This window comes from Streptomyces sp. RP5T (assembly GCF_003933965.1).
Lineage (GTDB): Bacteria > Actinomycetota > Actinomycetes > Streptomycetales > Streptomycetaceae > Streptomyces.
On record NZ_RSAJ01000070.1, the window covers coordinates 1 to 23,907 of the forward strand.

General features: G+C 67.5%; 22 protein-coding genes and 1 pseudogene. 4 read left to right on the forward strand and 19 right to left on the reverse strand.

What is annotated here, in order from left to right; translation table 11 throughout:
* Positions 1-1,455, forward strand: a 1,455-nt coding sequence (locus EHS43_RS46350) for a hypothetical protein (RefSeq protein ID WP_185806194.1), incomplete at its 5' end; no start/stop codon positions are given.
* Positions 1,456-1,988: 533 nt separating this feature from the next.
* Positions 1,989-3,290: a PQQ-binding-like beta-propeller repeat protein gene (locus tag EHS43_RS10625; protein WP_125190291.1), complete on the forward strand. Its 1,302-nt coding sequence runs from the start codon at positions 1,989-1,991 to the stop codon at positions 3,288-3,290.
* Between the two features lie 64 nt (positions 3,291-3,354).
* On the opposite strand, the gene EHS43_RS10630 is transcribed toward EHS43_RS10625, so the two are convergent.
* From EHS43_RS10630 to EHS43_RS10680, 11 genes are all read right to left on the reverse strand, one after another.
* Positions 3,355-3,717 carry a hypothetical protein gene (locus EHS43_RS10630; RefSeq protein ID WP_125190292.1) on the reverse strand — a complete coding sequence of 121 codons (363 nt, stop codon included), beginning with the start codon at positions 3,715-3,717 and terminating at the stop codon, positions 3,355-3,357.
* A complete protein-coding gene (locus EHS43_RS10635; protein WP_125190293.1) occupies positions 3,717-4,976 on the reverse strand; it encodes an amidase domain-containing protein in 1,260 nt (419 codons plus the stop codon). The genes EHS43_RS10630 and EHS43_RS10635 overlap by 1 nt, the downstream gene beginning before the upstream one ends.
* A 2-nt stretch (positions 4,977-4,978) precedes the next feature.
* Positions 4,979-5,302 (reverse strand): type VII secretion target, encoded by a 324-nt coding sequence (locus tag EHS43_RS10640; protein WP_185806195.1) that lies wholly within the window; start codon positions 5,300-5,302, stop codon positions 4,979-4,981.
* A 135-nt stretch (positions 5,303-5,437) separates the two neighbouring features.
* Complete coding sequence (locus tag EHS43_RS10645; RefSeq protein ID WP_125190295.1) at positions 5,438-6,877, reverse strand: hypothetical protein; 1,440 nt, start codon at positions 6,875-6,877, stop codon at positions 5,438-5,440.
* Positions 6,874-8,004 (reverse strand): WXG100 family type VII secretion target, encoded by a 1,131-nt coding sequence (locus EHS43_RS10650; protein ID WP_125190296.1) that lies wholly within the window; start codon positions 8,002-8,004, stop codon positions 6,874-6,876. Before EHS43_RS10650 ends, EHS43_RS10645 begins: the two co-directional genes overlap by 4 nt.
* Positions 8,001-8,324 (reverse strand): hypothetical protein, encoded by a 324-nt coding sequence (locus EHS43_RS10655; protein WP_125190297.1) that lies wholly within the window; start codon positions 8,322-8,324, stop codon positions 8,001-8,003. Before EHS43_RS10655 ends, EHS43_RS10650 begins: the two co-directional genes overlap by 4 nt.
* A 276-nt stretch (positions 8,325-8,600) precedes the next feature.
* Positions 8,601-9,659, reverse strand: coding sequence for a hypothetical protein (locus EHS43_RS10660; protein WP_185806196.1), 1,059 nt, complete (start codon positions 9,657-9,659; stop codon positions 8,601-8,603).
* A gap of 24 nt (positions 9,660-9,683) precedes the next feature.
* Positions 9,684-10,322 carry a hypothetical protein gene (locus tag EHS43_RS10665; protein WP_125190298.1) on the reverse strand — a complete coding sequence of 213 codons (639 nt, stop codon included), beginning with the start codon at positions 10,320-10,322 and terminating at the stop codon, positions 9,684-9,686.
* A 47-nt stretch (positions 10,323-10,369) separates the two neighbouring features.
* Positions 10,370-12,619 (reverse strand): hypothetical protein, encoded by a 2,250-nt coding sequence (locus tag EHS43_RS10670; RefSeq protein WP_125190299.1) that lies wholly within the window; start codon positions 12,617-12,619, stop codon positions 10,370-10,372.
* Between the two features lie 98 nt (positions 12,620-12,717).
* On the reverse strand, positions 12,718-13,158 hold the full coding sequence (locus EHS43_RS10675) for a hypothetical protein (RefSeq protein WP_260470468.1): 441 nt from the start codon (positions 13,156-13,158) through the stop codon (positions 12,718-12,720).
* 270 nt (positions 13,159-13,428) lie between these two features.
* The gene (locus EHS43_RS10680; RefSeq protein ID WP_125190300.1) at positions 13,429-14,193 is read right to left on the reverse strand and encodes a hypothetical protein; all 765 of its coding nucleotides are present in this window, start codon (positions 14,191-14,193) and stop codon (positions 13,429-13,431) included.
* A gap of 352 nt (positions 14,194-14,545) precedes the next feature.
* On the opposite strand from EHS43_RS10680, the gene EHS43_RS10685 reads away from it, so the two are divergent.
* Positions 14,546-15,058: a hypothetical protein gene (locus tag EHS43_RS10685; RefSeq protein WP_125190301.1), complete on the forward strand. Its 513-nt coding sequence runs from the start codon at positions 14,546-14,548 to the stop codon at positions 15,056-15,058.
* Between the two features lie 123 nt (positions 15,059-15,181).
* On the opposite strand, the gene EHS43_RS10690 is transcribed toward EHS43_RS10685, so the two are convergent.
* From EHS43_RS10690 to eccB, 8 genes are all read right to left on the reverse strand, one after another.
* A complete protein-coding gene (locus EHS43_RS10690) occupies positions 15,182-15,739 on the reverse strand; it encodes a hypothetical protein (RefSeq protein WP_125190302.1) in 558 nt (185 codons plus the stop codon).
* Between the two features lie 273 nt (positions 15,740-16,012).
* Complete coding sequence (mycP, locus tag EHS43_RS10695; RefSeq protein ID WP_125190303.1) at positions 16,013-17,347, reverse strand: type VII secretion-associated serine protease mycosin; 1,335 nt, start codon at positions 17,345-17,347, stop codon at positions 16,013-16,015.
* Positions 17,348-17,440: 93 nt separating this feature from the next.
* Positions 17,441-18,841: a WXG100 family type VII secretion target gene (locus tag EHS43_RS10700; protein WP_125190304.1), complete on the reverse strand. Its 1,401-nt coding sequence runs from the start codon at positions 18,839-18,841 to the stop codon at positions 17,441-17,443.
* A 39-nt stretch (positions 18,842-18,880) separates the two neighbouring features.
* Complete coding sequence (locus EHS43_RS10705; RefSeq protein WP_020122655.1) at positions 18,881-19,195, reverse strand: WXG100 family type VII secretion target; 315 nt, start codon at positions 19,193-19,195, stop codon at positions 18,881-18,883.
* Between the two features lie 5 nt (positions 19,196-19,200).
* Positions 19,201-20,382, reverse strand: a complete 1,182-nt coding sequence (mycP, locus tag EHS43_RS10710) for a type VII secretion-associated serine protease mycosin (protein WP_260470469.1) — start codon at positions 20,380-20,382, stop codon at positions 19,201-19,203.
* A gap of 251 nt (positions 20,383-20,633) precedes the next feature.
* Positions 20,634-20,927: a WXG100 family type VII secretion target gene (locus tag EHS43_RS10715; RefSeq protein WP_007385065.1), complete on the reverse strand. Its 294-nt coding sequence runs from the start codon at positions 20,925-20,927 to the stop codon at positions 20,634-20,636.
* Positions 20,928-20,994: 67 nt separating this feature from the next.
* Positions 20,995-21,315: a WXG100 family type VII secretion target gene (locus EHS43_RS10720; RefSeq protein WP_007385064.1), complete on the reverse strand. Its 321-nt coding sequence runs from the start codon at positions 21,313-21,315 to the stop codon at positions 20,995-20,997.
* 222 nt (positions 21,316-21,537) lie between these two features.
* Positions 21,538-23,109: a type VII secretion protein EccB gene (eccB, locus tag EHS43_RS10725; RefSeq protein WP_125190306.1), complete on the reverse strand. Its 1,572-nt coding sequence runs from the start codon at positions 23,107-23,109 to the stop codon at positions 21,538-21,540.
* Positions 23,110-23,304: 195 nt separating this feature from the next.
* Between eccB and EHS43_RS10730 the strand changes: the two are divergent.
* Positions 23,305-23,907, forward strand: a pseudogene (locus tag EHS43_RS10730) (type VII secretion protein EccE); the annotation flags it as partial.

Consider the following 23,907-nt stretch of genomic DNA (forward strand, 5'->3'; position numbering starts at 1 on the left):
GCCCCGGCCCCGGCCTGGCCCGCGGCGCCGCACGCGCCGTACCCGCAGCAGCCCCCCTCCGGTCCCGGAGTCGGCGGAGGCGGCCCGGACGGCGGTGACCGGGGCGGGAGCGGGCTGAAGAAGGCCGTCATCGCCGTCGTGGTCCTGGCGGTCCTCGCGGTGCTCGGGATCGGCGGGCTTGCCGCCTACCAGGCCGTCGGGGGCGGCGGGATGCCCACCGCGGCAGGTGGCGCGCAGGGCGACCAGCTGCTCAGCCGGGACGACATCGAGGAGTTGCTCGACGGCCGCAGCCAGGCGCTGAAGAGCGGCGACGAGGACACCTACCTCGCGCCCTTCACCGGCGCGGCCAAGAACACGCAGAAGAACCTCTACGAGAACCTGCGCAAGATCCCCTTCGCGCAGGCCGAGTACTCCGTCCTCAGCACGACCGGCACGGGCACCGACGAGTACGGCGACGGGGCGACCGTCGCCCTCGACGTCGCCTTCGTCCACAAGATCCAGGACGTGGACGTCCGGCCGGTGTCCGAGTGGTACCGGTGGATCATCAAGCGGGAGTCCAAGAGCGCGGAACCGCGGATCACCAAGGTGGGGCCCGCGCCCGGTGCCTTCGGCGCGAAGAGCTACGTCTTCTATCCGGCGCCCTGGGACCTCTACGCGGACATGCACGTCGTAAAGAAGGCCCACACGCTCACGATCTCGGACAAGAAGTACGCCGCCGACACGGACCGCTACGCCCCGTACATCGAGAAGGCGGCGGCCGACGACATCGAGATGTGGAAGGCGAACGGCCCCGACGACACCGAGACCCCCACGGGGTTCGTGACCGTCCTCGAACCCGACCGCAAGACCTACGCCTCCCTGTACGGCTCGCAGTACGTCGAGTGGGAGGCCGGGCAGAGCGTGGCGATGCCCACCTTCGACGCCGGCTTCGGCGGGGACAAGAAGGATCTGGAGTACGGCGGCGCCCGGATCAAGATGGACACGTCCGGGAGCCGCTTCACCAACGCGACGTACTGGCCCAAGCTCGTGCAGGAGATCTCCCACCACGAGTTCGCGCACGCCATCGTCCAGCCGCTGGAGGCCGCGTCCGGCGGGTTCGCCACCGAGTCCCACACCCGCTGGTGGGTCGTGGAGGGCTTCGCCGACTACATGGCCTTCCGCTTCGACACCGAACTCGGTGAGTGGAGCGTCCGCAACGACGTCAGCGGCAAGGAGTTCAGCGGCACGCTGCCGACCTCCCCCGACGCCGAGGGCGAGGTCGGCACGGGCTACACGGTCAGTTACCTGGCCATCCGCTTCATCGCCGAGAAGAACGGCGACACCGCGGCCCTCCGGTTCGTCGCCGCGCACTACCGCGCCCCCGGGCAGCTCGACCAGCAGCTGCGCGAGGCCACGGGTATGGGGGAGAGCAAGTTCCAGGCCGCCTGGGCGAGTTACGTGAGGAGCCACAGCTGATGAGCACGGACGGCATGCAGGGGGCCGGTGGCGCGGGTCACGGCCAGGGGGCACCACAGACGCCTCCGCCGGGGGCGCCCCAGACACCCCCGGCGGGGGCGGCGCCGGGCTACGGCTATCCCCAACAGCCGGTGGCGCCGCCGCAGAGCCCGGCGCCGCAGGGACCGCCGCAACAGGGACCGCCGCAGGGACCGCCGCCACAGTCGTACGGCCAGGGGTACTGCGGTCCGCAGCCGACCGCTCCGCCGCAGGCACCCCCCGCCGCGTACGGCGCTCCCGGCTACGGAGCGCCGCAGGCACCCGTGCCCGGCTACGGGACCCCGCAGGCACCCGTGCCGGGGTACGGGACCCCGCAGGCGCCGCCGCCGGTGCCGGGTTACGGTCAGCCGCAACAGCCGCCGCAGGGTTACGGGTTCGCTCCGCAGACCCCGCAGCCGTACGGTCATCCCGGACCGGTGTACGGGGGGCCTGTCGGCCCTGTCGGTCCCGTCGGCGCGCCGCAGCCGGGGGCCGGGCGCAGGAAGCCGGTCGGGATGATCGTGCTGCTCGTCATGGCCGTGCTCGTCCTGAGCGGAGCCGGCTTCGGGGCCTGGTACCTGCTCGTCGGCTCGGCGAGCAACAACGTGCTGTGGAGCGTGGCCGGCAAGAAGAACGGCGACGACACCGCGGCGGTCCTCGGCGCGAAGACGCGCGGCACGTGGTTCACCGACAAGGCGGTGATCCAGACCATGCCCGACGGCGTGAAGGCCTACGACCTCGGCAGCGGCAAGCAGTTGTGGGCCACCGCGCTGCCCGGCGACAGCAGTGAGGCGTGTGTCGCGCCCGAGAACTCCGCCGGGGACATCGGGATCGTCGCGTACGGCGAGGGCAAGGCCTGCGACCACGTCGCGGCCTACGACCTCGGTTCCGGCAAGGTGCTCTGGGACAAGGACCTGAAGCCCGGCGACAGCACGTCGAAGGACCGGGTGTCGGTCGCGCGGGCCGGTGATGTCGTGGTGATCAACGCGGCGAAGGTGACGCTGGCCCTGAAGGCGGCCGACGGTACCACGGCGTGGGACCCGAAGAAGTTCGCGACGGCGGACTGCCCCAGCGGCGAGTTCACCGGCGGCAAGGCGCTGATCAGGGTCCGCGGCTGCCAGGTCAGCGACTTCGACGACCCCGACTGGGGCAAGAACTGGGACGAGGTCTCCCTGATCGACCCGGCGACCGGCCGACCGCGCTGGACGTACCACCACAAGGTCCCCGAGGACAGCTTCGGCGAACTGGAGGGCCGAGACGTCATCTCGACCTCCCCCGTCGTCCTGCTCCGGCACGGCGACGACGGCGAGGCCCTCTTCTCCCTCGACGACGAGACGGGCAAGGTGCGCAGCCAGTTCTCCCCCGCGACACCGTCCGAGTACGTCATGACCAACGACTCGCAGGGCGGCCCCTGGTCGGAGGCGGGCGCCTTCGGGAACACCTTCGTCATCAGCACGAACGGCAAGAAGGACCAGAACCAGCTGTCGGCCTACGACCTCGACAGCGGCAAGCAGTTGTGGAAGACCGACGCGGTCGAGTTCCGCACCTTCTATCCGCTGCCGGCCGCCGGGGACGACCGCATCCTGGCCTACAAGTCCGGCGGATCCGGCGACAACGGTCCCGCGCTGGTGGAGTTCGACGCCAAGGACGGCACGATGAAGACCGTCGTCGAGTACCCGGTGGACGTCCGCAAGGGCATGTCCATCTCGGCCCGGCCGTACTGGCACGACGACCGCCTCTACGTGTCCGAGCCGAACCCGTCGGTCACCTACGGGGATACGCCGTACACCCTGGTGGCCCTGCCCACCACCGACTGAGCCCGGCCCCGGACCCGGCCTTGGTTTCAGGCCGGGTCCGGACCCGGTACGGAGGGGGCTCGCGTCAGTGTGGTGCGGCGATCCGCGTCAGCCCCGAGCAGTCCTGTCCTCCGGCCGGGTCCGGCTCGTACACCCAGTACAGGGCGGCGAGTTGGGCCAGCAGCAGGACGGGGACGGCACAGGCGGCGGCCAGGGCGAGACCCCCTGGCCGCCGCCCGCGCCGGCGCAGCAGCACCAGCGGGAGCAGGGCGGCGAGGGCGCACGCGGGAGCGGCCCAGGCGGTGACGTACATACGGGTGGAGGGGCCCAGGTAGCGGCAGTTCCGGAAGGTGTCGCCGTCGAAGGAGAAGTGGGCGGCGAGGAGACCCGCCGAGGCGAGGACGAGGACCGGGGCCGCCCAGGACCATCGCCGGGTGGGGGTGCTCATCAGTACCAGTCCGGGTTGGGGCGGACGATCCGGATGTTCTGCTGTCCTTCGTGCTGCTCGGTGGCGGGGAGCCGCCCCTCCAGGCTGACGTTCTGGTACGAGTCGCTGTGCTGGGTGTACTTGATCTCGCCGTCCGGCATCACCGCGGTGACGATCGCCGCGTGGTGCGTGTTGCCCTTCTCGATGGAGTCGTTGGGCCCGGACTGCTCGTAGTAGATGATGTCGCCCGGCTTCACGTCGGAGCGCGGGACCTCGCTGCCGCCGTGCTCCAGCATGAAGTTCTGGTTGTTCTCGGCGGCGGCCCAACTGTCGGAGTAGGCAAGGCGCTTGTCGACGCCGTCGGCGCCGGTGCGGTTGCCGATCATCCAGGAGTCGTCGTCGGACGTCCCCCAGATGCTGGTCTTCTCCTTCATGCCCGCGTGCAGCAGGGCGTTGGAGACGAAGTTGGTGCAGTTGTTGCCGAAGTCGGTCGGGTCGTCCTTGTCCCAGTTGGCGAGGGCGTACTCGACCAGTTTCACCCGGTCGTACTTGCCGTTGCCGCGCAGTTCCTGCCGTACGTCGGCCGGGATGCCGTCGAGGTTGGCGACGGCGACCGGCTGGGCGAGCATGAAGTCCTTGCGCTGCTGTTCGCTGAGTCCGGTCCACCACTGCCGGACGGTGGCCGGGTCCTCGCCGACCGGGATGTCTCCTGCGAGCATCTGCATCTGGACGTGCGAGGCGCGCGTCTGGAGGTCGTTGAGCGCCTTGCCCGGATCGGTGAGCCCGGTCTGGCCGCCGAGCTTCGCGAACTCCTCGGCGGCCAACTTGTCGGCCGCGGTGACCTGTTGGACGGCCTGGTCGACAAGGTCCTGGACCTGGGTGCGGTACGGCCCCATCTCCTCGGCCTCGGTACGGTTGCGCGGCGGCGGGCCGGTGACCGTCCCGTCGACGCCGATCTCGAGACCGTACCGGTCGGCCAGATCCACGGCGGCCCGCATGGTGCTGTGCGCGGTCTCGATGGTCGTCGTCATCCCGTCGACGACCATGTTCACGGACAGCAGGATGTCGTAGGCCGCCTCCAACTGGTTCGCGAGCAGCTCGAATTCGGCGGCAGCGGCGGAACCGACCTCGTCGGTCCAGTTGTCCTTCAGCGGCTTGGCACCGTACTCCCGCAGGTCCTTCGCCGCGTCCAGGGAGTACTTGGCGAGGGCGTGCCACTCGTCGGCGGCCGTCGCCCAGGTCTTGGGGCGGGCGTTGTTGATTCCCTCGTACGACACCATGGTCAGGCCCTCCCGAGGTCGTTCAGCCCGGAACGCAGCCGCGACTCGGCCTCGGCGTCCGCACGGTCGTAGCCGTCGGCGGACTCCCGCAGTTTCCGGCTGAGTTCCCCCATCCGCCGGGCGAGGGAGACCATGTGCTCCTCCCACTTCTCGGCACAGACCTTGAGGTGCACGGGGCTCTCCCAGCCGTTGCCGTAGTGGGCCCCGTACACCTCGTCGCTGGTGTCGAGCGAATGACGGAGACGCTTCATCGTCTGCTGGGACAAGGACTCGGTGTCATCGGCCGCGGCGCGTACGCGCACAGCGTCGATGTCGATGTCGGCCATGGACAACTCCCCCGATATGAACTGGCTGCCGACGATCATGCTACGTGCGCGCCCCCACCCTTCACACGACCGGCCCACTCTCCGCACGACCTCCCCTTGCCATGGCGACGCATGTTCAGCGGCGGCGACACTTGTTCAGCGGCGGCCTTGAAGCTGCTGCGCCGCCGCCTCCGAGTCCATCCTCGCCATTGCCTGCATGGTGAAGCCGACCCCCGGAGCGAGCACACCCGCAACGGCGGTCCACCACCGCCAGGCACCGTCGTCCGGAACGAGCAGCAGGGCGGCGAGACAGCCGAACGCCACCGCGAATCCCATGACTCCTGGCAGAGACGCGGTCACCATCCATCCCGCCCCGAGGTCCAGCAGCCTGACCCGGCGTTCGGGGTCCGGTTGCGCGGGTTCGGTGAGCCCTGCCACTACGGCCTGCTCGGCCACCCGCACCGGAATGGCACCGGGCAGTTGCCAGCCGTCGTCCCCCACCAGCTCGGCAAGGACGTCACGGCCTCGGCGCTGACCGGGATGCCAGAGCAGCCAACCCCGCGTGCCGGACAGGACCGATCCGGCTGCATCGATACCCATCTGGGAGTGGAAGGGAAGCTGTTGATCACGGCATTCGAGCATGAGGCATGGCAACTGGCGGGTGTTCGCACGCCGCTTCTTCTCATCGGCCGCCTCGGGGCATCCGGGCTGGGGCGCTTCGGTGTGCTGACCTGTGCCGGTGACGGTGACTCGCAGGGTGAGCCAGTCGGGGGTGACCGTCCGGATGGGCCGCCGGATGCTCTCGGTCAGGCACCAGCTCATGGTCGCGGCGAGTGTCGCCAGTAGCCACAGGGGCCCGATCACCCACACGCTCCCGATCTCCACCGCGCGCCCGTCGAGTTGGCGTTCCACCTCGGCGCGCCGATCATCGCCGACGGCCCCGAGTTCGGGCTTCCCGGGTACGGACGCCACGTACAACTCGCTGCCGATTCCCTGACGTCGGTTGGTGTCCGCCCGGAAGGTCGCGGGCACGTCGCCTCCGGTCGGCGAGGGAAGGAGGACCGTGTAGTCGGCCGTGGCGGAGGAGCGGGCACCACTGCCCGCGTCCTGGTTCTCGATCCTCACGATGGGACGCTGCTCGATCACCGCGCCCTCCCGGGCAAGCACCGCACTCGTGCCCGTTCCTCGCGCATCCGCTGCCGCCAGCGTCACCCAGAGAGCCGTCAACGTGAAGGACGTGACGATCACCGCGCCGTAGCGGATCGGCAGCCAACGCGTGCCACTCATCCGCAGCGGCACGGTTGCCGGGCCGCTTCCCGGCGACACCGAGGCTGCCCGCACGGCCCTTCCGTAGGACTCGCCCCGGGACCGATCGCCGTCGCGCAGCACCGCAACCACCCAGATGACCAGGGCCGCGGCGAGCGAGGAGAGCGAGCTCCACAGGATGGCCGTGCGCACCGGTGCTGCGCCCAGGAACAGCCAGGTGGCGGTCAGTGACACAAGGGCGAGCGGGACGGCCATGGTGACGAACCTTCCGCAGCGCGGGTAGGTACGGATGTCGTTGACGACCTTGTCGAAGGTCCACTTGCCGCTCATCCGAACGCTCCGAAGCGCTGTGGATCGGGCCGACCCCGCAGAGCCCTAACATCTCCACGCGCTTCCCTGCGCGTGTCGGCGGCGGCACCAGGCCTGTCCTTCTTCTCGTCCGCGTTGGGATCCCCGTTCACCGCAGCGTCACCGTGCTTGGACAGGTTGCCGCCCGCTCCGATGGCGAAGCCGACGGGAACGTTGGTGGCCACGTCACCGGTCAGGTTCCGCGCCGCCGAGAGAGTCCGCCCGTCCGTGGCCCGGTGGACGGCTGCGCTCCCCGCTCCGCCGGCAAGCCCTCCGGCGAGTGCCCCGAACGCCATCTGCGAGCCGTCGTACCGATCCCCGCTCCGCAGGTTGTTGGCGGCTTCACCGGCGACGGAGGAGAAGGCGCCCAGGGCCACGCCGTCGACAGCGTTGGCGACCGTGCCTCCGCCGAGCTGCGAGGCCAACCGGCCGGCGACGAACATGCCGCCCAGGGCTCCCACCACACCGTTGACAGCGTTGCCCTTGAAATCGGCGTCATCGCCGGTGGCCAGGTTCGTCACCACACCGGACCCGGCTCCGGCAGCCCACTGGACGCCCAGCTCGACCACCGGCCTGAGCCACTTCCCCTGCCTGATGGCAGTACGCGCGGTCTGGAACATCCGGGCCACGGCCACCAGCAACCGCCCCAACCTGGTGGCCGCCTCTGCAGCACGCGCCCCCAACCGCACCGCATTCGCCGCACCGGCAGCCGCCGAGAACCCCACCGTCACAAAGGAAAGCGCCACGGACGCCGCGATCGAGACGCCGATCTCGAGGTAGATCTGATGAATCTCGTCATTGATCTCCTCGATGTTGTCGGCGGCCTCCTCCAGCCCCCTGGCCGCCTGCTCGAAGAGCGGCGCGGTCTCCTCGACAGCTCGGCCGACCTTCTCCCAGTAGGCACGGAAGGCGTCGGCGGACTCCCCCCGCCAGTGCGCGCCGAGAACGCCCCGCACCTTCCGGTCGAGTCCCCCGTACGCCTCCTCCAGCTCCTCCCCCATCGTGCGCCACTCCTTGGCGGCCGCGCGCAGCACGTCGGGACGGCCGCCGGGGTTCACCACCTCGATCCCGGCCTCGTAGACCTTCTCGGCGACGCTCTCCTCGCTCAACTCTTCCCACCCTTGAACAGCCCGACGAGAGCGTCGTCAGCCGCGGCGGAGTTGCTCGCGTTGTCCTTGACGGCCCGGCTCAGCGCGTCGAAGTTCCGTGCGAGGTTGCCGAGGGACTCGACCATCTGCGTGGCCAACTCGACATAGGCGGACGTGACTTCTTCGGACTCCGTGAGCAACCCGAACCCGTCATGGATCTGCTCCGCCCCCGTGGTCTGCTCGAACGCCCTGACCGCACTCGCCATGTCGTAGGCCCGCGTCTCGAACGCGCCCGCCAGTCGCGCCATTTCCTGCGGGTCCAAGTAGAAGTCACCAGTCATGCGCCGCTCCGTACACCCATCCCTCGACGACCATCGACGTGCACTTCCGCAACCGCACAGGGCCCGAAGAGTCACGTATGGGCACACGATGGGGGGACGCGGTCAACTCGACGGCAGCGGGCTCAGGGCCGTCGAGGTCCGGCCCGACGTGACGGAAGCCGGCGCACATGGGGACACCTCAGCCGGGGAGTTGCTCGACACTCGGCGACCGTGGTGGGAGGCTCCGGGGCGATCCGCGGGAGGGCGTCATCGCCTACGACCACGACCGACAGACGATCAGGGCCCGGCCGTTGCGGAGCAGCCGTGCCGTGCAGCCGACTGCTCCGCGAAGTGGGTCAGGTCGGCCTGCTCTGCCTTGGTCAGTGGATCTGTCGTGAAGTCGCGGTCGCTCCCCTCCGGCGGCGACGCGTGGTAGAAGCCGACCCCCTGCGCGCCCTGGCAAGCGGCCGATGTCCACACCGTGTACACGTCGGTTCCAGAAGGTTGGTCGTGCCCGCCGTACTTGCCGTTGACCACCGCCCGGGAAGCATCGTTGAAGGGGCCGTAGGCGGACGCCAGTTGGAGGCCGCCCACCAGTACGCACTCTTCCGCCGGTGACGTTCCAGCGGCGGTTTCCCGCACCTTCTTCACTGACGTCATGCCCTTACAGGTCCCCGTGGCATCACTCGCCGGCACGGTCGTGGCGGCGGCAGCAGGGGCGGAGAGCTTGCTCGCATCTCCCGGTTCCGTCACGCATCCGGTCTTCTCGGCAGCACGTCGGGCTGTACCGGTCACCGTGCGGGCAAGTTCGAGTCGGACGAATCGCGTCGGCTCGCGGTCGTAGGGCGACTGAGCCACCACCAGGATGCCGCTGCCCTTCTGCGGCGACCAGTTGCTACAGCTGAGGAGCACCGACGCGGTTGCCTCCCCCTCTTGCGTGACCATGAATCCGTTCCAGCCCCCGTCCAGAGGGACCGGGAGGGACTCCTGGTCACGCTGGAAAGAATAGAAACCATAGGCATTGTGTGCGCCGGACGCGGTCTCGATCGATACGACGACCCCGTCGACATCACACGTCGTCGCCAGGCCAGGCGGCTCCGTCACTCGACCGGAGACATCGAACTGCTTGCTGGAGACATGGAATCCCTGACCGAGCAGAGACAGCTTGGACTTGCCCGCGAGGTGCAGTACCGAGTCGACCGGGAGCATCCCGCTGCACGCCCGTGCGGTCTTGGCTGCCGGATACTGGAGCTGAAATCCGTAGTACCCGGCTCCCAGAACGGCCAGCGTCAGCAAGGAACCGATCAGCCGTCTCCGCACGGGCTTTCGGAGCCAGGCGCCGTTACCCCACTTCATGACGCACTCATCTCAGGTCCACGGTCAGGATGCGAAGGACGGCGTCTGGTCAGTCGTACTGACTGGCTTCGCACACCCGGCTTCGAGGACCGAGTGGTTGGCGAGGCGGGACGCAATGGCCGCGATGGTGAGGCGCTGACTGTCCGTGTTGCCGTCAGAAGCGCCGGGAGCCTCGACTGAGACGCTGAGGTGCGCAGTCGCATCGCCGTCCAACCGGCACGGAACATAGAGAGCCGCGCTCGAGTCCCCCGACAGAGCCGCGGCCTTCTGTCCACCGGCGGCCGTAGTACTCAGGGGCTTCGTCTCACCCGGCAGACGACCACGTTCCTTGAGGTCGTTCTCCCATGCCTCGGCGTCAGTGGTGACAACACGCACCCGCGCATCGAGCTGCGTCGTGTCGTCGCCGTCGATCATGCAGTCCAGCCGGTACGCGTCCCCCGCACCGGACTCCGTGAACTTCGTGGACGTGACGTGACGCCCGGTGAAGCCGGTCTGCTCGATGAATCCCATGTCAACGGCTGAGAGAATCCCGCCGCAGTCGGCGGCGGCACCCGTACCGCGGAACGGGATGAAGCGGTCGCCGACGACCGTTCCTGCGGCGAGGCACAGCACCGCCAACAGGCCGACGGCCAGGCGTTTCCGAAAAGCGGAGTTCGTACTCACGGGCACCTCGGGTCCGGGGTCAAGGGGTTCGGTCATGGGCTGGCCTCTCAATTTCCCAGGCCGGAAGTATCGGCATCGAGGTCGCCTGCGAAGTCGTCCAGGTTGTCCTTTGCGTTTCCGTGGCCGCTGTCGAGCCCCTTGCTCACCGCGGTGTCCACCTGTTCCTGGCTCAGACCGGTACCGGCCCGCTCGTTCGCGAGCATCGCGGCGTCGCCGGTGACCGCCATGAAGGATCTCTTGCGGTCCTCGACCTCCCCACCCGTGCTGTAGACGACTTCGCCGAGCGAGTCCCTGGAGGCACCGGAGACCATCGAGTCGATCACCTGACCGCTGACCCATTCGGCGGCGGCGCCGGCCACGGCACCGCCTGCCGGGGACGCGATGGTGGCGGTTCCCGCACCGATGCCGATACCGACGCCGGTCTTCGCCCACTCCCCCGCCGCCTCGATACGACTGTTGAACACCGCGTCGTCTGCGACCTTGTCGTGGATGACCGCGTCCTTGCGGGCCGTGCCGATGATGCCCTCGATCTCGGCCGAGTTCGTGCTGATCTTCTCGATCTTCTCGCTCGCCGGAATGTCGTAGGCCCCCGGATGCTCGAGGTGGTACTGCATCAGGGAACTGGTGTACTGCGTCTGCCCGTAGTTGATCGCCGCGTATCCATCCGGATCCTGGCCGACCGTGTACAGGAATCGCGTGGCGTCGCGTTCCCCGATGGTCGCCCGCGCACTGTCGCCCTCGGGGTAGAGCTTGTCCAAGCCCTTCTCGTCGTTGGCCAGAGCACGATTGATGTCGGGCATGTACTCGGCGGACATACGGCCCAGGCTGTCGTTCATACCCTCATGCGCGAGATCGGGATGCTGGGACACATCCGAGATGATCTTCGAGGTGAGTTCGGCCTGATCGGTGGTGTGCTTCGGAAGCGGGTTCGGGATCGGGGCATCGTACGCGTGGCCGGTCGTGGCGGATTCCAGCGCGTGACCGAGGTTGTTGTAGCCGCTCGGGTTCTTGCCGTCGCCCGTGTAGCCGGGGCCCTCGGGCCAGTGCCGGTCCTTCAACAGGTAGTCGTAGTGATCGACCTTCTCGCCGTTGACCGAGGTGTCGGAGCCGAAGAACTCGGTGGAGGCCTCCGGATTGTGCCCGAGCGCGTCCATGTATCCGGTCATCGGATCGAGCGCCCCGATGTTCGTCGAGCCCAGGCTCCGCGGATACCCCCAGTAGGCGTCCGGGTTCTGCCCGGCGTTGGCGCCGTTCTTCTCCGCGGTGATCAGCGCGTCGCCGTAGTCCTGGAGGAAGTCCTTGTCCCACTTGCCCTCGCTCATCAGGCTGCTGGTGAGCTGGTAGCCGCTGAGGCCGTACGGCGACTCGGTGGGGTTGGCGTTGAAGTCCCGCTGGCCCGCCTTGAGGAGGTCGTTCTGGAACTTGGTGATCTCCGGGTCGGGACCGCCCTTGCGGTGGTCGTCCGACGTGGTCGCGGTGCCGATGGTGGTGCCCAAGTTGGCCTTGAGCTCCTTGAGTTGCGCGAGCTGCGCCTTGGAGAGCGTGGTGCCGGCCGGCGGGCTCATGAGCTCGTTGTACTTGCTCAGCATGTTCTCGCCCCCGGTCTTGACCGCGAACTCCCTTGAAAACTCGGGGTCGTTCTTGTTGGCGGAGAGCAGGAGATTCAGCTTGGTGATCTCGGCGTCGGAGAGCCGGCCCTTCTTGTTCATCAGGGCGGCGGCCTGGTCGGCCTCGACGGCGTCGAGGGTGGTGTAGGCGCTGGTGTTGAAGCCCTGACCGTCCCCGTTGCCGTCGCGCTCCAGGGCCGCGCTGGCCGCCTCGTCGGCGGCGGTGGCCACCTCCAGGACCCGCGTCAGCCGGGAGACGAGCGAGTCCAGCTTCTTCTTGCGCTCCTCGGCGAGGCCCGGCGAGGCTGAGGCTGTCGGGCTGTCCCAGCGCGGGTCTACGTCCTCGACGCGGCCATCGTCGTACACCTTGTAGTGATCGCTACGGGCCTCGTCGAGCAGGGCGTGCAACTGCTTCTGAGACGCGGCGAATTCGCCGTGTGCGTCGAGCAGCAGCTTGGCAATGCGCTCAGCCTCGGTGGCGGCGTTCTCGTACTCCGTGCGGGCCTTGCCCATGGTGACGAAGGCGGCGTCGGCCGCGTCCCCGTCCCAATGGCCCTTGAGGTGGTTGACGACCCGCTGCTCGAACTCCCTCTGCAATGACTCGTACTTGGCCGGCAGGGCCTTCCAGGATGCGGCGGCGTCGGCCAGCGGGGCGAGGTCGGCCTTGTCGAGGTAGGGGATGGACACCATGTGCGACTGCTCCTTGTGAGGGGGTTCCGGTCCGGCTCGGTGACTCGCCCGGGTGCGGGGCCACGGCTGCGGCTACCGCTACGGCCCGGGCGGCCGACTCACCCGAAGGGCGTGCCGATCGCGTTCTGCCGGGCCCGCTCCTCCTGCTCGGTGCTGGTGTAGTGCCCGCTGGTGGTGTGGAGCTTGTCGCTGATGTCCTGGAGCAGACGCTTGAGATTGAGGACCTGCGAGCCCCAGCGGACGTCCATGGTCACCAGGGAACCGGCCGTGGCCCACGACCCGCCCTCCGCCATGCCCCCGGCGGTGTGCTTGTTCAGGCCCCTGGAAGCGCTCAGGCAGTCGTCGTCGGCACCGTTGTCGACGTTCTCGGTGTCACCGCGCAGTTCGACGAGCGCGTTGGCCGCCTCGTCCAGTCGCTGGGTGTCGACGTTGGTACCGCCACCGCCGCCACCGCCCCCTCCGCCGCCTTCCGCGGGCAGGGAGTTCAGCCGTGTGTGAGTGGATCCGCTGTGCTGCGGCGCATCGAAGGGAGTACTCATCCCTTGCCCCATCCCCGTTGTGAAAGTGGTGGACATGCCCGGTTCGCTCACTCGACCACGGCTCGCGTTGCGTCCGTACGACGTGAGGTGCCCACTCCGGCCGAGACCTGCGCCCGGCGACCTAGGCAAGGACATGCCAATCAGCAGGCCGAAAGATACCGGATCTTCCTTTGAGTGGCCCACTGTCGGCCGCAGTGTGGGACACACCGGTGAACGGGAACAGCTCGGCGGTCCGCCTCCCCACCGAGCCGTCACCTGACCGGCCGCTGCTCAGCCCTTCGGCGCCTCGACAACCGCCCCGGACGGCGCCTTCGCACCCACCACCACGCCGAAGTCGGAGTCCGTGAGGTCCTGCATGTCCTCTCGGCTGCTGTCCTGCTTGATGAAGTACGGCTTGCCGGTGGCCGCCACGTACCACGTGACGGACTCCCCCTTGCCGGCCAGCACGACCGGCACCGCCGGCTGACCGTCCACCATCGTGACCTTGCCCTTGGTCGCCTTGCTGCCGACGTCGAGCGTGTCGGGAGCGCTGAACTGCTCCGGGTGACACCAACTGGCGAGCTTCGCCATGAGCGCGTTGCTCGACGTGCCGTGGGTCCACTTCTCGGTGGAGAACGCACTCTCGCCGAGCGCGGAGTTCATGCCCTTGGCGAACGTCGTGTCGGGCTTGATCCAGATGTCGCCGCCCTTGCGGACGATCTCGAAGGAACCCTTCTCCGAGATCTCGACAGTGCCGACACATTCCGCGGCGGAGATCCGCAGATCGCTCTTGGTGCCCTTGCTGTCCATCTTCTCGTGGAAGGACCCCGCCTGGGCATTGGTCTTCATGCCGGTGTCGTAGATCTCCTTCACCGAGTGCTTCTCGACACCGTTCGACCGGGCGGTGGGGCTGGCTGCCGCGGCCTTGGACGGCGTGGAACCACTGGCCGACTTCGCGGCATCGTCCCCGCCATTGCACGCGGTGAGCGATACGAGCGCGATGGCGCAAGTGAACGCGGCGGCTGCGTGCCGGGCGGACGGGATGTGCTTCTTCATAAGGTCCCCGTGTTTTTCCGAATGCGGGCGAACTGGCCTGATCATCTAAACAACAATCGCCCGCGACTCCAACTCGGCGCCGTGCCGACGGATTTGCCGCTCTAATCCCTCAAGCACACCGCATCCACGTATTCAGGCAGCAGTGGCCTGGTTCAACTGCCGGTTTCGAACCGCCCGGCACACAGAACAGCGAGAGCAAGCCGCGAGCTCGAACAAGCAGCGGAATCAAGGCACATCACTCGCGCACTGCACACCAATACTTCACGCGAACCGCCGAGAATCTCCGCGCCGCGCAGGCGCCATTCCGCAGGTTATTTCGACCAGTGGTCGCGGATGCTCGTAGATTGACGCCGTGAGCCTCTTCGACAAGTTGACCGGCACCCGACGCGCCGATGCCGGGGTCGCACCGGCCTCGGCCCAGGCAGTGCGGACAGCCCTGCTCGGCCTCAACCGGCCCGACCTGCCCTACGTCATCCGCGACGGCACCCCGGAAGACGCCGACCTGGTCGCGGAGTGGCGGATGGCGGAGCCCACCTGGCAAACCCTGTTCATCCAGTCCCAACTGTCTCGCGCGATCCGCATCCGCATGCGCCTGAGTCACGAGGACCACGAGGTACGGGTTGTCGAGGAGGCGTGGGAGGTCAACCGTGTCGGCAATCCTCCGAGGCTGAAGGTCTCATCGCAGTACACACGCGGGCCGAGCCGAACCGTCTCCACCCACCGGCGGATCCGGCGAGGAGACGACGGCAACCTGGAAGCGCCGGAAACCTTCAGCTTCGACAGTTCGGAACTGGTCGGCCCCCTGCAGGACACCGTGCTCAAGTCCGGCTGGACATGGCGTGGGGTGATCTTCGGGAAACTGTGAGGTTGTGAGGCCTAGGGGTCGACATGCGTGTCGGACATGCACAGCTGCAGCCGACTGCACCGGCGCGCCCCGGGGCCTCTCTGCCCCTCCTCAATCAGCCGAAGTAGGGACATGGAGGGTGGGCTACTGCGTGGAACGACGCAGTACCAACCACTCCGACAGGTCTCGCACACCCATCTGCTGGTCGGCCACCCAGCCATGTTCCTGTGCTATCGCGAGCGCGCGCCCCGCGCCCAACTGGCGGAAATAGCTGTCGTCGACTTCCACGCGGCCGTCCTTGTGACGCCATGTGGTTCCACTCCTCTGCCGCCCCTCCAGGACAGGCGCCCTGCCGTCGAACAACGCCCGCAGCTGGTCCTCGAGCCACACAGCATCGTGAGAGCGCTCCCGCCGCAAGCGCTTCCGGTTCAGCCACACCCAGCGCCTCCACCGAAACCGCCTGGCGCTGCCCGGCGGACCGGGAACATCAAGGTCCCAGATGAAAGCGAGCGGGAAGAAGACGACGAAATACAGGAACAGCACGAGGAGATAGGGGGCGAGCCACAATGCCCCGAAGGGCAGGAACCACAGCCATTGCAGCGCATATCGAATACGCGCCCGCACGGCGGACTTCACCGGCCACGGAGCCAATGCCCTGGGATCGCCGTGGCTCATAGAGGGCCCTGCCTGGTTCATGGTCATCAAAATTCCGCACTCGCACCTGGATGCACACGAGCCTTTCACCGACATGCTCGGCATGCATCGTTGGGGCGACAGGGCTGATCGCCCAACCTTCTGGAGTTGCCGGAGGTCTCATGGCGGTCGCGGCAGCCGGCCGCAGGTGTACGAGTAGTCATGTAAGCCGATACCGAGACAGGTCAGCCGCCCTCTTTCCCCCCATACCCAGCGTGGGGGCGACCCGAAGGCCACCCCCACGCAGGCTCAATTAACCATCTGGGAAGAAGAATCCTCGCACTATTGCTGGGGCGGCCACTGGCTTTGGGGCGGGGTCGACTGCTGGTACGGATTCTGCTGCGGCGCGGCCTGCTGCTGGTAAGGGTTCTGCTGTGGCGGGAAGGGCTGCTGGCCGTAGGGCGGATAAGCGGCCGAGCCACCGGGCCCGCCATTCTTGTTCTTGTTGCGCCGGGACAGCTTCACGATCAGAAGCACGATGAGACCGACCACGACCAAGGCGACGACACCGAGGACGACGAAGAATAGCATTTGTTTGTGGTCTGCCTTTTCCTTTTCTGCGGCGGAGTCGGTGTTAGACGTGCCGGAACTTGCAGCAGTAGACGGGCTACCAGACCCCGGGACCGCAAGCGGTCCGTACTTCGAGCCTGCCGGGATGTCTCGCGTCAGGGCGGCGAAGGGGCGGATGGTTCCGTAGCCGTACTTCTCGTCGGGGAGCGAGAGTCCCTTTTCGGAGGCGGGAAGGACTGCAGTCCTGACGAGCCGGTTCGCTACCTGCCCTGCCGTGAGGTCAGGAAATTTCGACCGCAACAATGCCGCCGCAGCAGAGACAAAAGCAGTGGAGTCTGACGTACCGTCACCGATCCGTAGCCTGTTTCCTGGGGCGCCCGCCGTCACGATACGCGTAGCAGGAGCGGTAAGCATAACCTTAGGGCCGTAGTTCGAATTTGGCCAGTACTTACCAGATTCATCCACACCACCGACGGCCACGACACCAGCAGCATTCGCTGGGAATGGAAGATCAGGACCTCGTCCATCATTTCCGGCGCCAGCCACAATCAAGACGTCCTTGTCGAGCGCGTAAGAAACGGCTGCGAGATCCTCAGGTGAACCGCTATTCTCGTATCGAGTGTCCTCAAGGATCATAGAGATATTAATAACCTTCGCTCCATGATCTACCGCATAGCGAATCTCATCTGCGAATCCAGATCCCTTCCCCAAGTTTACGCGAATTGGAAGAATCTTTGCCTCTGGTGCAAGCCCAATCACACCATCTGCTGCTCCCGCCCCGTGACCGTGGCCAGCAATGATGGAAGCCATTCCCGTGCCATGATCGTCTTCCGCCGGAGAGGCATCATTGTCACCATCGATAAAATCTTTACCTTGGAGCACATTGCCCCTCAGGTCCTGATGCTCGGCGTTGACTCCGTCGTCGATGACTGCGACTGTTACGCCCTTACCTTTCGAGATCTTCCAGACGGATTCTGCTTGAAGCGTGTCCAGTGCCCACTGATCACGTCTCGTCTGGTCGGCGGAAGCAGCCGGGGCTGTGGCAAGGATCAGCGCGCCAGTCAGAGCCGCGGCACCCAACGCGTGCACCGTTCGCTTCAAGGCCATTCCGTCTTCCTCATCCCGTTACTGAGCGTGGGCGTGGCCGGAAGCCACGCCCACGCATCCTGTCACGTGCCGGTGAGCCCCGACTGCAGGCGACTACTCAATAACTCGCGGGGCCACGTTGGTCTCCGGAGTCCAGGTCTCCTCATCCTCGACCAGGTAGTCGGGACGCTCGCCCTCGCGCTGCTCGTCTTCCTTACGGCGGCCGGTGCGCGAACCAGGGGCACCTGCGATGCCGCCCTTGCGGACAGCGCTGGCCCCCTTTCCAGCGGCACCGCGGCTGCTGTGCAGGCCCGAGCCGCCAGCAGTGCCCCTACCGGCGCCTGCGCCGGACTTGGGTGTGCCACCGACTACGCCGCCACGAGCCGTGCCTCCGACCCGCCCGGCAGCGCCCTTGGCGGCACCCGCGCCACCTACGCCGCCAGCACCGGCGCGGCCTGCCATACCGCCGGCACCTGCAGCGGCACGGCCGACCATGCCACCCCGAGCTGCACCGGCTCCAGCGGCTCCACCGACCGCGCCACCGATGAAGCCGGCGCCACCGCCGACGCCACCACCAGCAGTTCCACCACCGACCGTGCTGATGCCGCCAGTCGAAGGGGCACCAGTTCGGCCACCGGTAACTCCGTCAATCGCAGTACCGACCTGAGGTTGCGTGGTGGTGGGCTTGTGTGCACCGCCCGTGATGCCTGAGGGCGGGGTAACAGCCTTGGACGAGGGAATCGAGCTGGCCCGGCCCGTACGAGCCGTACCTGTCGTAGTCTGCCGCGGGCTTTCAGTCGCGGTCCCGGCAGGTACGACTACGGGCGCTGGCGCAACACCACCCGGGTCACCGGGGTAATCCTCCCTGTCATTGACAGGGTTGCCCTTTCGCCACGACCCCATCTCCGCAGCCCGACTGTTATAGGCCGCCCCCAACGCCTCCATCTTCACAGCCATCCGAAGCTGCGCCTCGCGCCCCTCCGACAGGCTGCCCGCGTTGCCGTCGAGGGCTTCCTGGGAACCGGCGCCGCTCTTGAGGGCGTTGTTCGCGCCCGAGTCGTCGCGGTCGCCCATGTTGCCGACGTAGTCGAGGGCGCTGGAGACCTTGCCCGGCTTCTCCATCGCCAGGACCTCGGGCTTGATCTCTGCCAGCTTCGCGGCGGCACCCCGCAGGGAGACCGAGGTGTTGGTGGCGTACTTCGAACTGTCGGTGATCTTCTGGCCGATCACCTGCGCCCGCGCCCTGAACAGGTCCGCGCTCTGTCCTTCCCAGTGGGCGAGAACATGCTCGACAGCGGCGTCGAGGCTCTCCTTGATCCCGCCCGGTCCGACCAGGTCCTTGCTGAGGGCCTCCCAGGCCGTCGCGACCCTCTTCACCGTGCCCGGGTCAGCGTCACGAACCATGTCCTTCATCTGGTCCATGTCGTAGTTGAGCCCGAACGGCGTGGTGTGCTTCGCCGAAATGCACTGGTTGGTCTCGACGTACTCGAAGTCGTCGATGTCCTTGTCGCCCATGTCTACAGCCCCCTCGTATCCCCGTAGCAGGACATCCCGTTACTTCCTGTTGAACGCCGCATAGTTCTCCGCCTCAGCGTCGCTGAACGCGTCATGCGTCCTCTTCGTCTTCTTCCCGAAGTCGTCCAGCACATCTTCCAGGTGCGCGACGATCTCGTAGAGACGCTCCTTCATTGCTTCGTGGGCGTCGTACAGCGCCTTCGCCTCGCCGAAGCCCGTACCCAGCGCACCCTGCGGCAGGTAGGTGTTGCCCATGCAGCTCGACTTGGACGTCGTCATGTCCCTGATGACGCCGTTGAGCTTGGTGATCGTCCCCTCGATCTCACTCAGATCGACCTTGTACTGCTCAGCCATAATGCTCAGCTCCCCGTTACGTCCACGTTGTTACCCACACCCTGCTTGCGCCGCCAGTCGCTCAGGACGCGGCCGCCCCCGAACAGCAGCAGCACCAGTGCGAACCCCGCTGCCAGGACATACAGCGCGTACCGTTCCGTGCGTTGCTGCTCGGTCTCTCCGAGGACCAGTGTCGCGGCCTGCACGTCGGCGCCGCCGCCCCCGGGGCCGACCGAGTCCGGCTTCGGGCCGTCGGCGGAGGGTTCCGTCGCGTCGTCGTTGACCGCGGCGGACGGGTCGATGACGCCCCAGCCGACGAAGTCGTCACGGTCCGTCTTGGTCCGGTCCGCCGTCTGCTCGATCTGGGTGATGACCTGCTTGTAGTTCCAGTCCGGGTGCTTGGCGCGGATCAGGGCCGCGACACCCGAGACGTACGGCGCCGCGAAACTCGTGCCCTGGTCCACGCAGTTGCCGCCGACCGGGACGGTCGAGACCATGTCGATGCCCGGTGCCGCGACGCCCACGAACGGGCCCGACTGGGAGAACGGGGCGCGGGCGTTGTTGCGGTCGGAAGCCGCGACCGCCAGCACGCCCGGGTAGGCCGCCGGGTACGTCTCCTTGACCTTGCCGTCCGCGCCGTCGTTGCCGGCCGCCGCGACGATCAGGGCGTCGTGCTTGTCCTGCGCGTACTCGACGGCCTGCCGGAAGCGGGCGTCGACCCCCGGGTCCATCTTCGAGGCGGTGTCCTGCGAGATGTTGATGACCTTGGCGCCGGCGTTGGCCGCGTACTCGATCGCCTGGATCATCGTGCCGACGTTGCCGCTGCCCTGGTCGTCGTTCTGACGGATCGGGATGATCGTCGCTTCCGGGGCGAGGCCCATGAAACCGGTGCCGTCGAGCTTCCGGGCCGCGATGATGCCGGCCACCTTGGTGCCGTGTCCCACCTTGTCCGTCTTGCCGTTGCCGCCGGGGTGCAGGTAGTCCTTGCCGTTGGCGACGGCGCCGCCCTTGAGCTGCGCGTTGACGGTGTCGACACCGGTGTCGATGACGGCGACCTTGACGCCCTTGCCCTTGGTGGTCTGCCACAGCTGGTCCAGGACCACGCGCTGCAGCGACCAGGGCGTCCCCTTGATGATGTCGGACGGGAACGAACAGCTGGTGTCGTCGACCTGGAAGCGCACGTCGTCATCGGCCAGGGTGGTCCGCACGCGCTCCGCGGCGATGCTCGGTGTGGCCCCCGCCAAGGGCAGCCCACAGGCCAGAACCGCCACGGCGGCGGTGCCTGCGGCGCTCCGACGCGCGATGCGCGATGCCCCGGATCCCACTGTGTTACGTCCTCCCGTTATGTTCCTGTACGGGGCGCACGGACCGGCTATGAGCGGAAAAGTCCATGCGCCCCCGTGAACCGCCGATGGGGGCGAGCGCGCTGTCGCGCACCCGCCCCCATCAGACGATCACGTCAGCCGCCCCAGATCTGGGCGTTCTTCGACTCGGTCGCCTGGTAGTTCTGGGCGGCGCTGTCGAGCGCCTTGGCGATGGCCTCCAGCGTCTGCTGCATGGAGGCGGCGCGCTGGTCCCACTCGGCCTGCTTGGCGCGGTAGGACTCCTGCGCCGAGCCTTCCCAGCTGGCGGAGATGCGCTTGACGCCGCTCTCCAGCTCGTCAAGCTGCGTACGGATCTTGCCCGCAGTGCTGCGGACGTCCTGCGCGGCCTGGGAGATCGTGGCGAAATTTACAAGAATCTGCCCGGACATCTCTTCTATGTCTCCTCAGATGTGTGGATGGTCGGTCTCGGACGCGCGCCGTGACGCACGGGTCCGATCATCCGAAGGGGGACGAGGCCGCGATGTTCTGGATGGACGCGCGCTGCTCCTCTTCCGAAGCCGCGTAGGCCTTGGTGCTCTGGTCGATCGCTTCCTTGATGTCGTTCAAGATCTGGTTGATCTTGTTCGCATCCTGGTTCACCTGCGACTGCAGGTTGTTGTACGCGGTGGCCGCCGAGCCCTTCCAGCCGCCCGTGATCGTGTCGATCACGGTCTGCAGGCGGGAGATTTCGCCCTGGATCGAGGAGTTGACCGAGGAGATCTTGCCGCTGAACGCGACCATCTCCTCCTCGGTCATGGTGAACTGCTGTCCAGCCATGTTGTGTCCCCCATGAGACGTAGGAGTTCTGAGTAGACCCTCGCTCGGAACGCCCACACCGAATGGTGGCAGGCGTATCCCGTCCGGTCTGATCCCACTGTAGTCGCATCCGCTGACAGAGCGAACATCAGTTGGGGCATGTAGCAAGATCGCGATGAAGTCAACTCACCATTTTCACAAGTGCGTTCGTGAAGTGTGAGTGACGGGGGAACCGAGGCCGGGTTACGACCCCTGCGCCTGCTCCGCGTTCCCGCTGCTCAGTTCAGGACCCGCCGCGAGCAGGTCCGCCCAGGTCGCCGGGACCGACGCCGCGCGGATCTTGCCGTAACCGAGCCGGACCTGGGAGGTGTTGGTCTGCTGGGTCTGGGAGTCCGCCTTCTCGCCGCCCGTCACCTCGCTGTCGTTGCGCGCGGGGATGGAGTAGCGCAGGCCCGTGTCGGTCACCAGGAAGGTGCTGCCGCCGCCGGCGTCGGTGCCGGTGATGCGCTTGAACAGCAGTCCGCTGCCGGGCGAGACGTAGGTCCTCGAACCGCTCTGGGAGAGGTCCTTCGGGTAGTCCTGGCCCGTCCACACCGTCATCAGCGGCGCGCCGGTCCTCTCGTTCTTCGCACCGCCGTGCCAGACGTTGCACGAGATCTTGTTGCCGCCCTGCTCCCAGTGCGTGTTGGCCTGCTCCACCGGTTCGTCGGGCCACCGCATCTCCTGCATCCACTCACCGGTCTCCGGGTGGATGTCGTTGAAGCCGACCTCGACCGCCGCCGGCTTCTTGCTCGCGTACACGGAGCTGATGAAGGGGCTGCGCAGCCACATCTGCGCCGCGAAGTCGGACACGGGCTGAACCTTGTTCTTCAGCACGATGTACTTCTGCTCACCGGCACCGGAACCGGCTTCGAGGACCATGCCGACCTTGGAGAGATCGGGAGCGAGCCCCTCGACGTTCGCGTCCGTGCCCGCTTGCTCCGCCATGTTGGGGAATTCGAGGGTCCCCGCGACATTCAGCGTCTTGAGGAAGTCAGGGCTGACCCTCTGCGGCTGCTTCCCGTCACCGAACACCGCCCGCTCGATGTCCTGGAGCGAGTTCTTGCTGGCGAGCCGCCAGGCGTTGCCGCCGACCAGATAGGCGCTGCCGTCGGCGGTGACCATGTACCGCGGACCGTTGCCGCTGAGCGAGGAGGGGTCCTTCGGTCCCTCGACGTACAGGACCTGGCGCTGGTTCAGCTCGCCCTTGTTGTGCAGCAGCTTGGTGTAGTCGCTCTTGTCCAGCACATACGTCGCACTGACCGGCTGCCCGTCCTCACCCGGCGCCTGGCACAGCGCCCAGGTCTTCGACGTCTTGGCATCGTCCGCGGACGGCAGCCGGTCCGGCGCGAACGGAATGCCCACGGTCGCGCCCATCGGGTACTTGCTGTTGTCGAGCACCGACTCCTTGATCTTCATGACCTGGGGGTTCTCGCCGTTCAACAGGAGCTTGGCGGACGCCAGGTTGAGGACCGGGTGGAGGCTGAGCTTGTTCTCGCCCTTGGTCTTCACCAGCACATAGCGCGTCGTCGACTCGCTGCCGACGAGGATGTTCTTGCCCTGTTCGTCCCAGCCCTTCGGCGCGGTCGGGCTGAGCATGCCCCAGGCGCCGAATCCGATGAGCACCAGCGCCGCCACACCGAGACTGGGCAGGACCGTCTTGAGGGGACGCGGGGCCGCCTCTTCCGAACCGTGCGGAGACGGCTGAAGAAACGCCGCCACCGTGCGCCTGCGCGCGAAGGAGTAAGCGTTCAGCTCATCCCGACGTGTCGCCATCGATGGGTCAACTCCCCGTTATTTCGCTTTGCTGCCGAATGCGGAACTCCCCAGGGCCGCCCGGTACTCCGTGGCGTTTGCTCCTGCAGGGGCCTCTACTATGCCGTGTGACGATCGCACCGTACGGTACGGGGTACGGTGATCCGCCGCCAGCTCGAGTCGCGGCCAGACAATGCAAAGGGGTTGTACCGGGGGATGAGCACTGCGACCAGGTCACGGCGCCGTAATGGCGGCCGTCGTACCCAGGAGAACCAGGGGCCGGGGCAGGTGCCCGAACCGGCGCAGCCGTCCTCGGTCCCGAGGTCCACGAGTCCGGCCACGCCGTCGCTCGCCCGGCGCCCCGGCAGCATCGGCCCCATCCGCGTCCAGCAGCTGGTCGGCTTCGAACTGGCCGCCGCGGTCCTGCTGATCGGCTGGCTGCTGCGCCCCATCGGACTCACCGTCGGCATCGTGCTGGCCGTACCCCTGGTCCTCGCCGGACTGCTGCGCCGGCGCGGCCGCCCGCTGCCCGAGTGGTTCAGCACCGCCCGCGCGCTCCGCGACCGCCGCAAGCGCAACGCCGAGCCCGTGCCGCCCGGCACCGACCCCGGCTTCGCTCCGGCCGTCGAGTGCGACCCGGCGCTGCGCACCTACAGCTTCCAGGACCGCGAGCAGCGCGAGATCGGCATGCTCGGCGACGGCACCTTCCTCACCGCGCTCGTCCAGGTGCAGGCCGCGGACACCCCCCTGCGTCCCGCCTACGGCACCGGCGAGGTCCCCCTCGATCTGCTCCAGGGCCTGCTGGAGGTGGACGACATC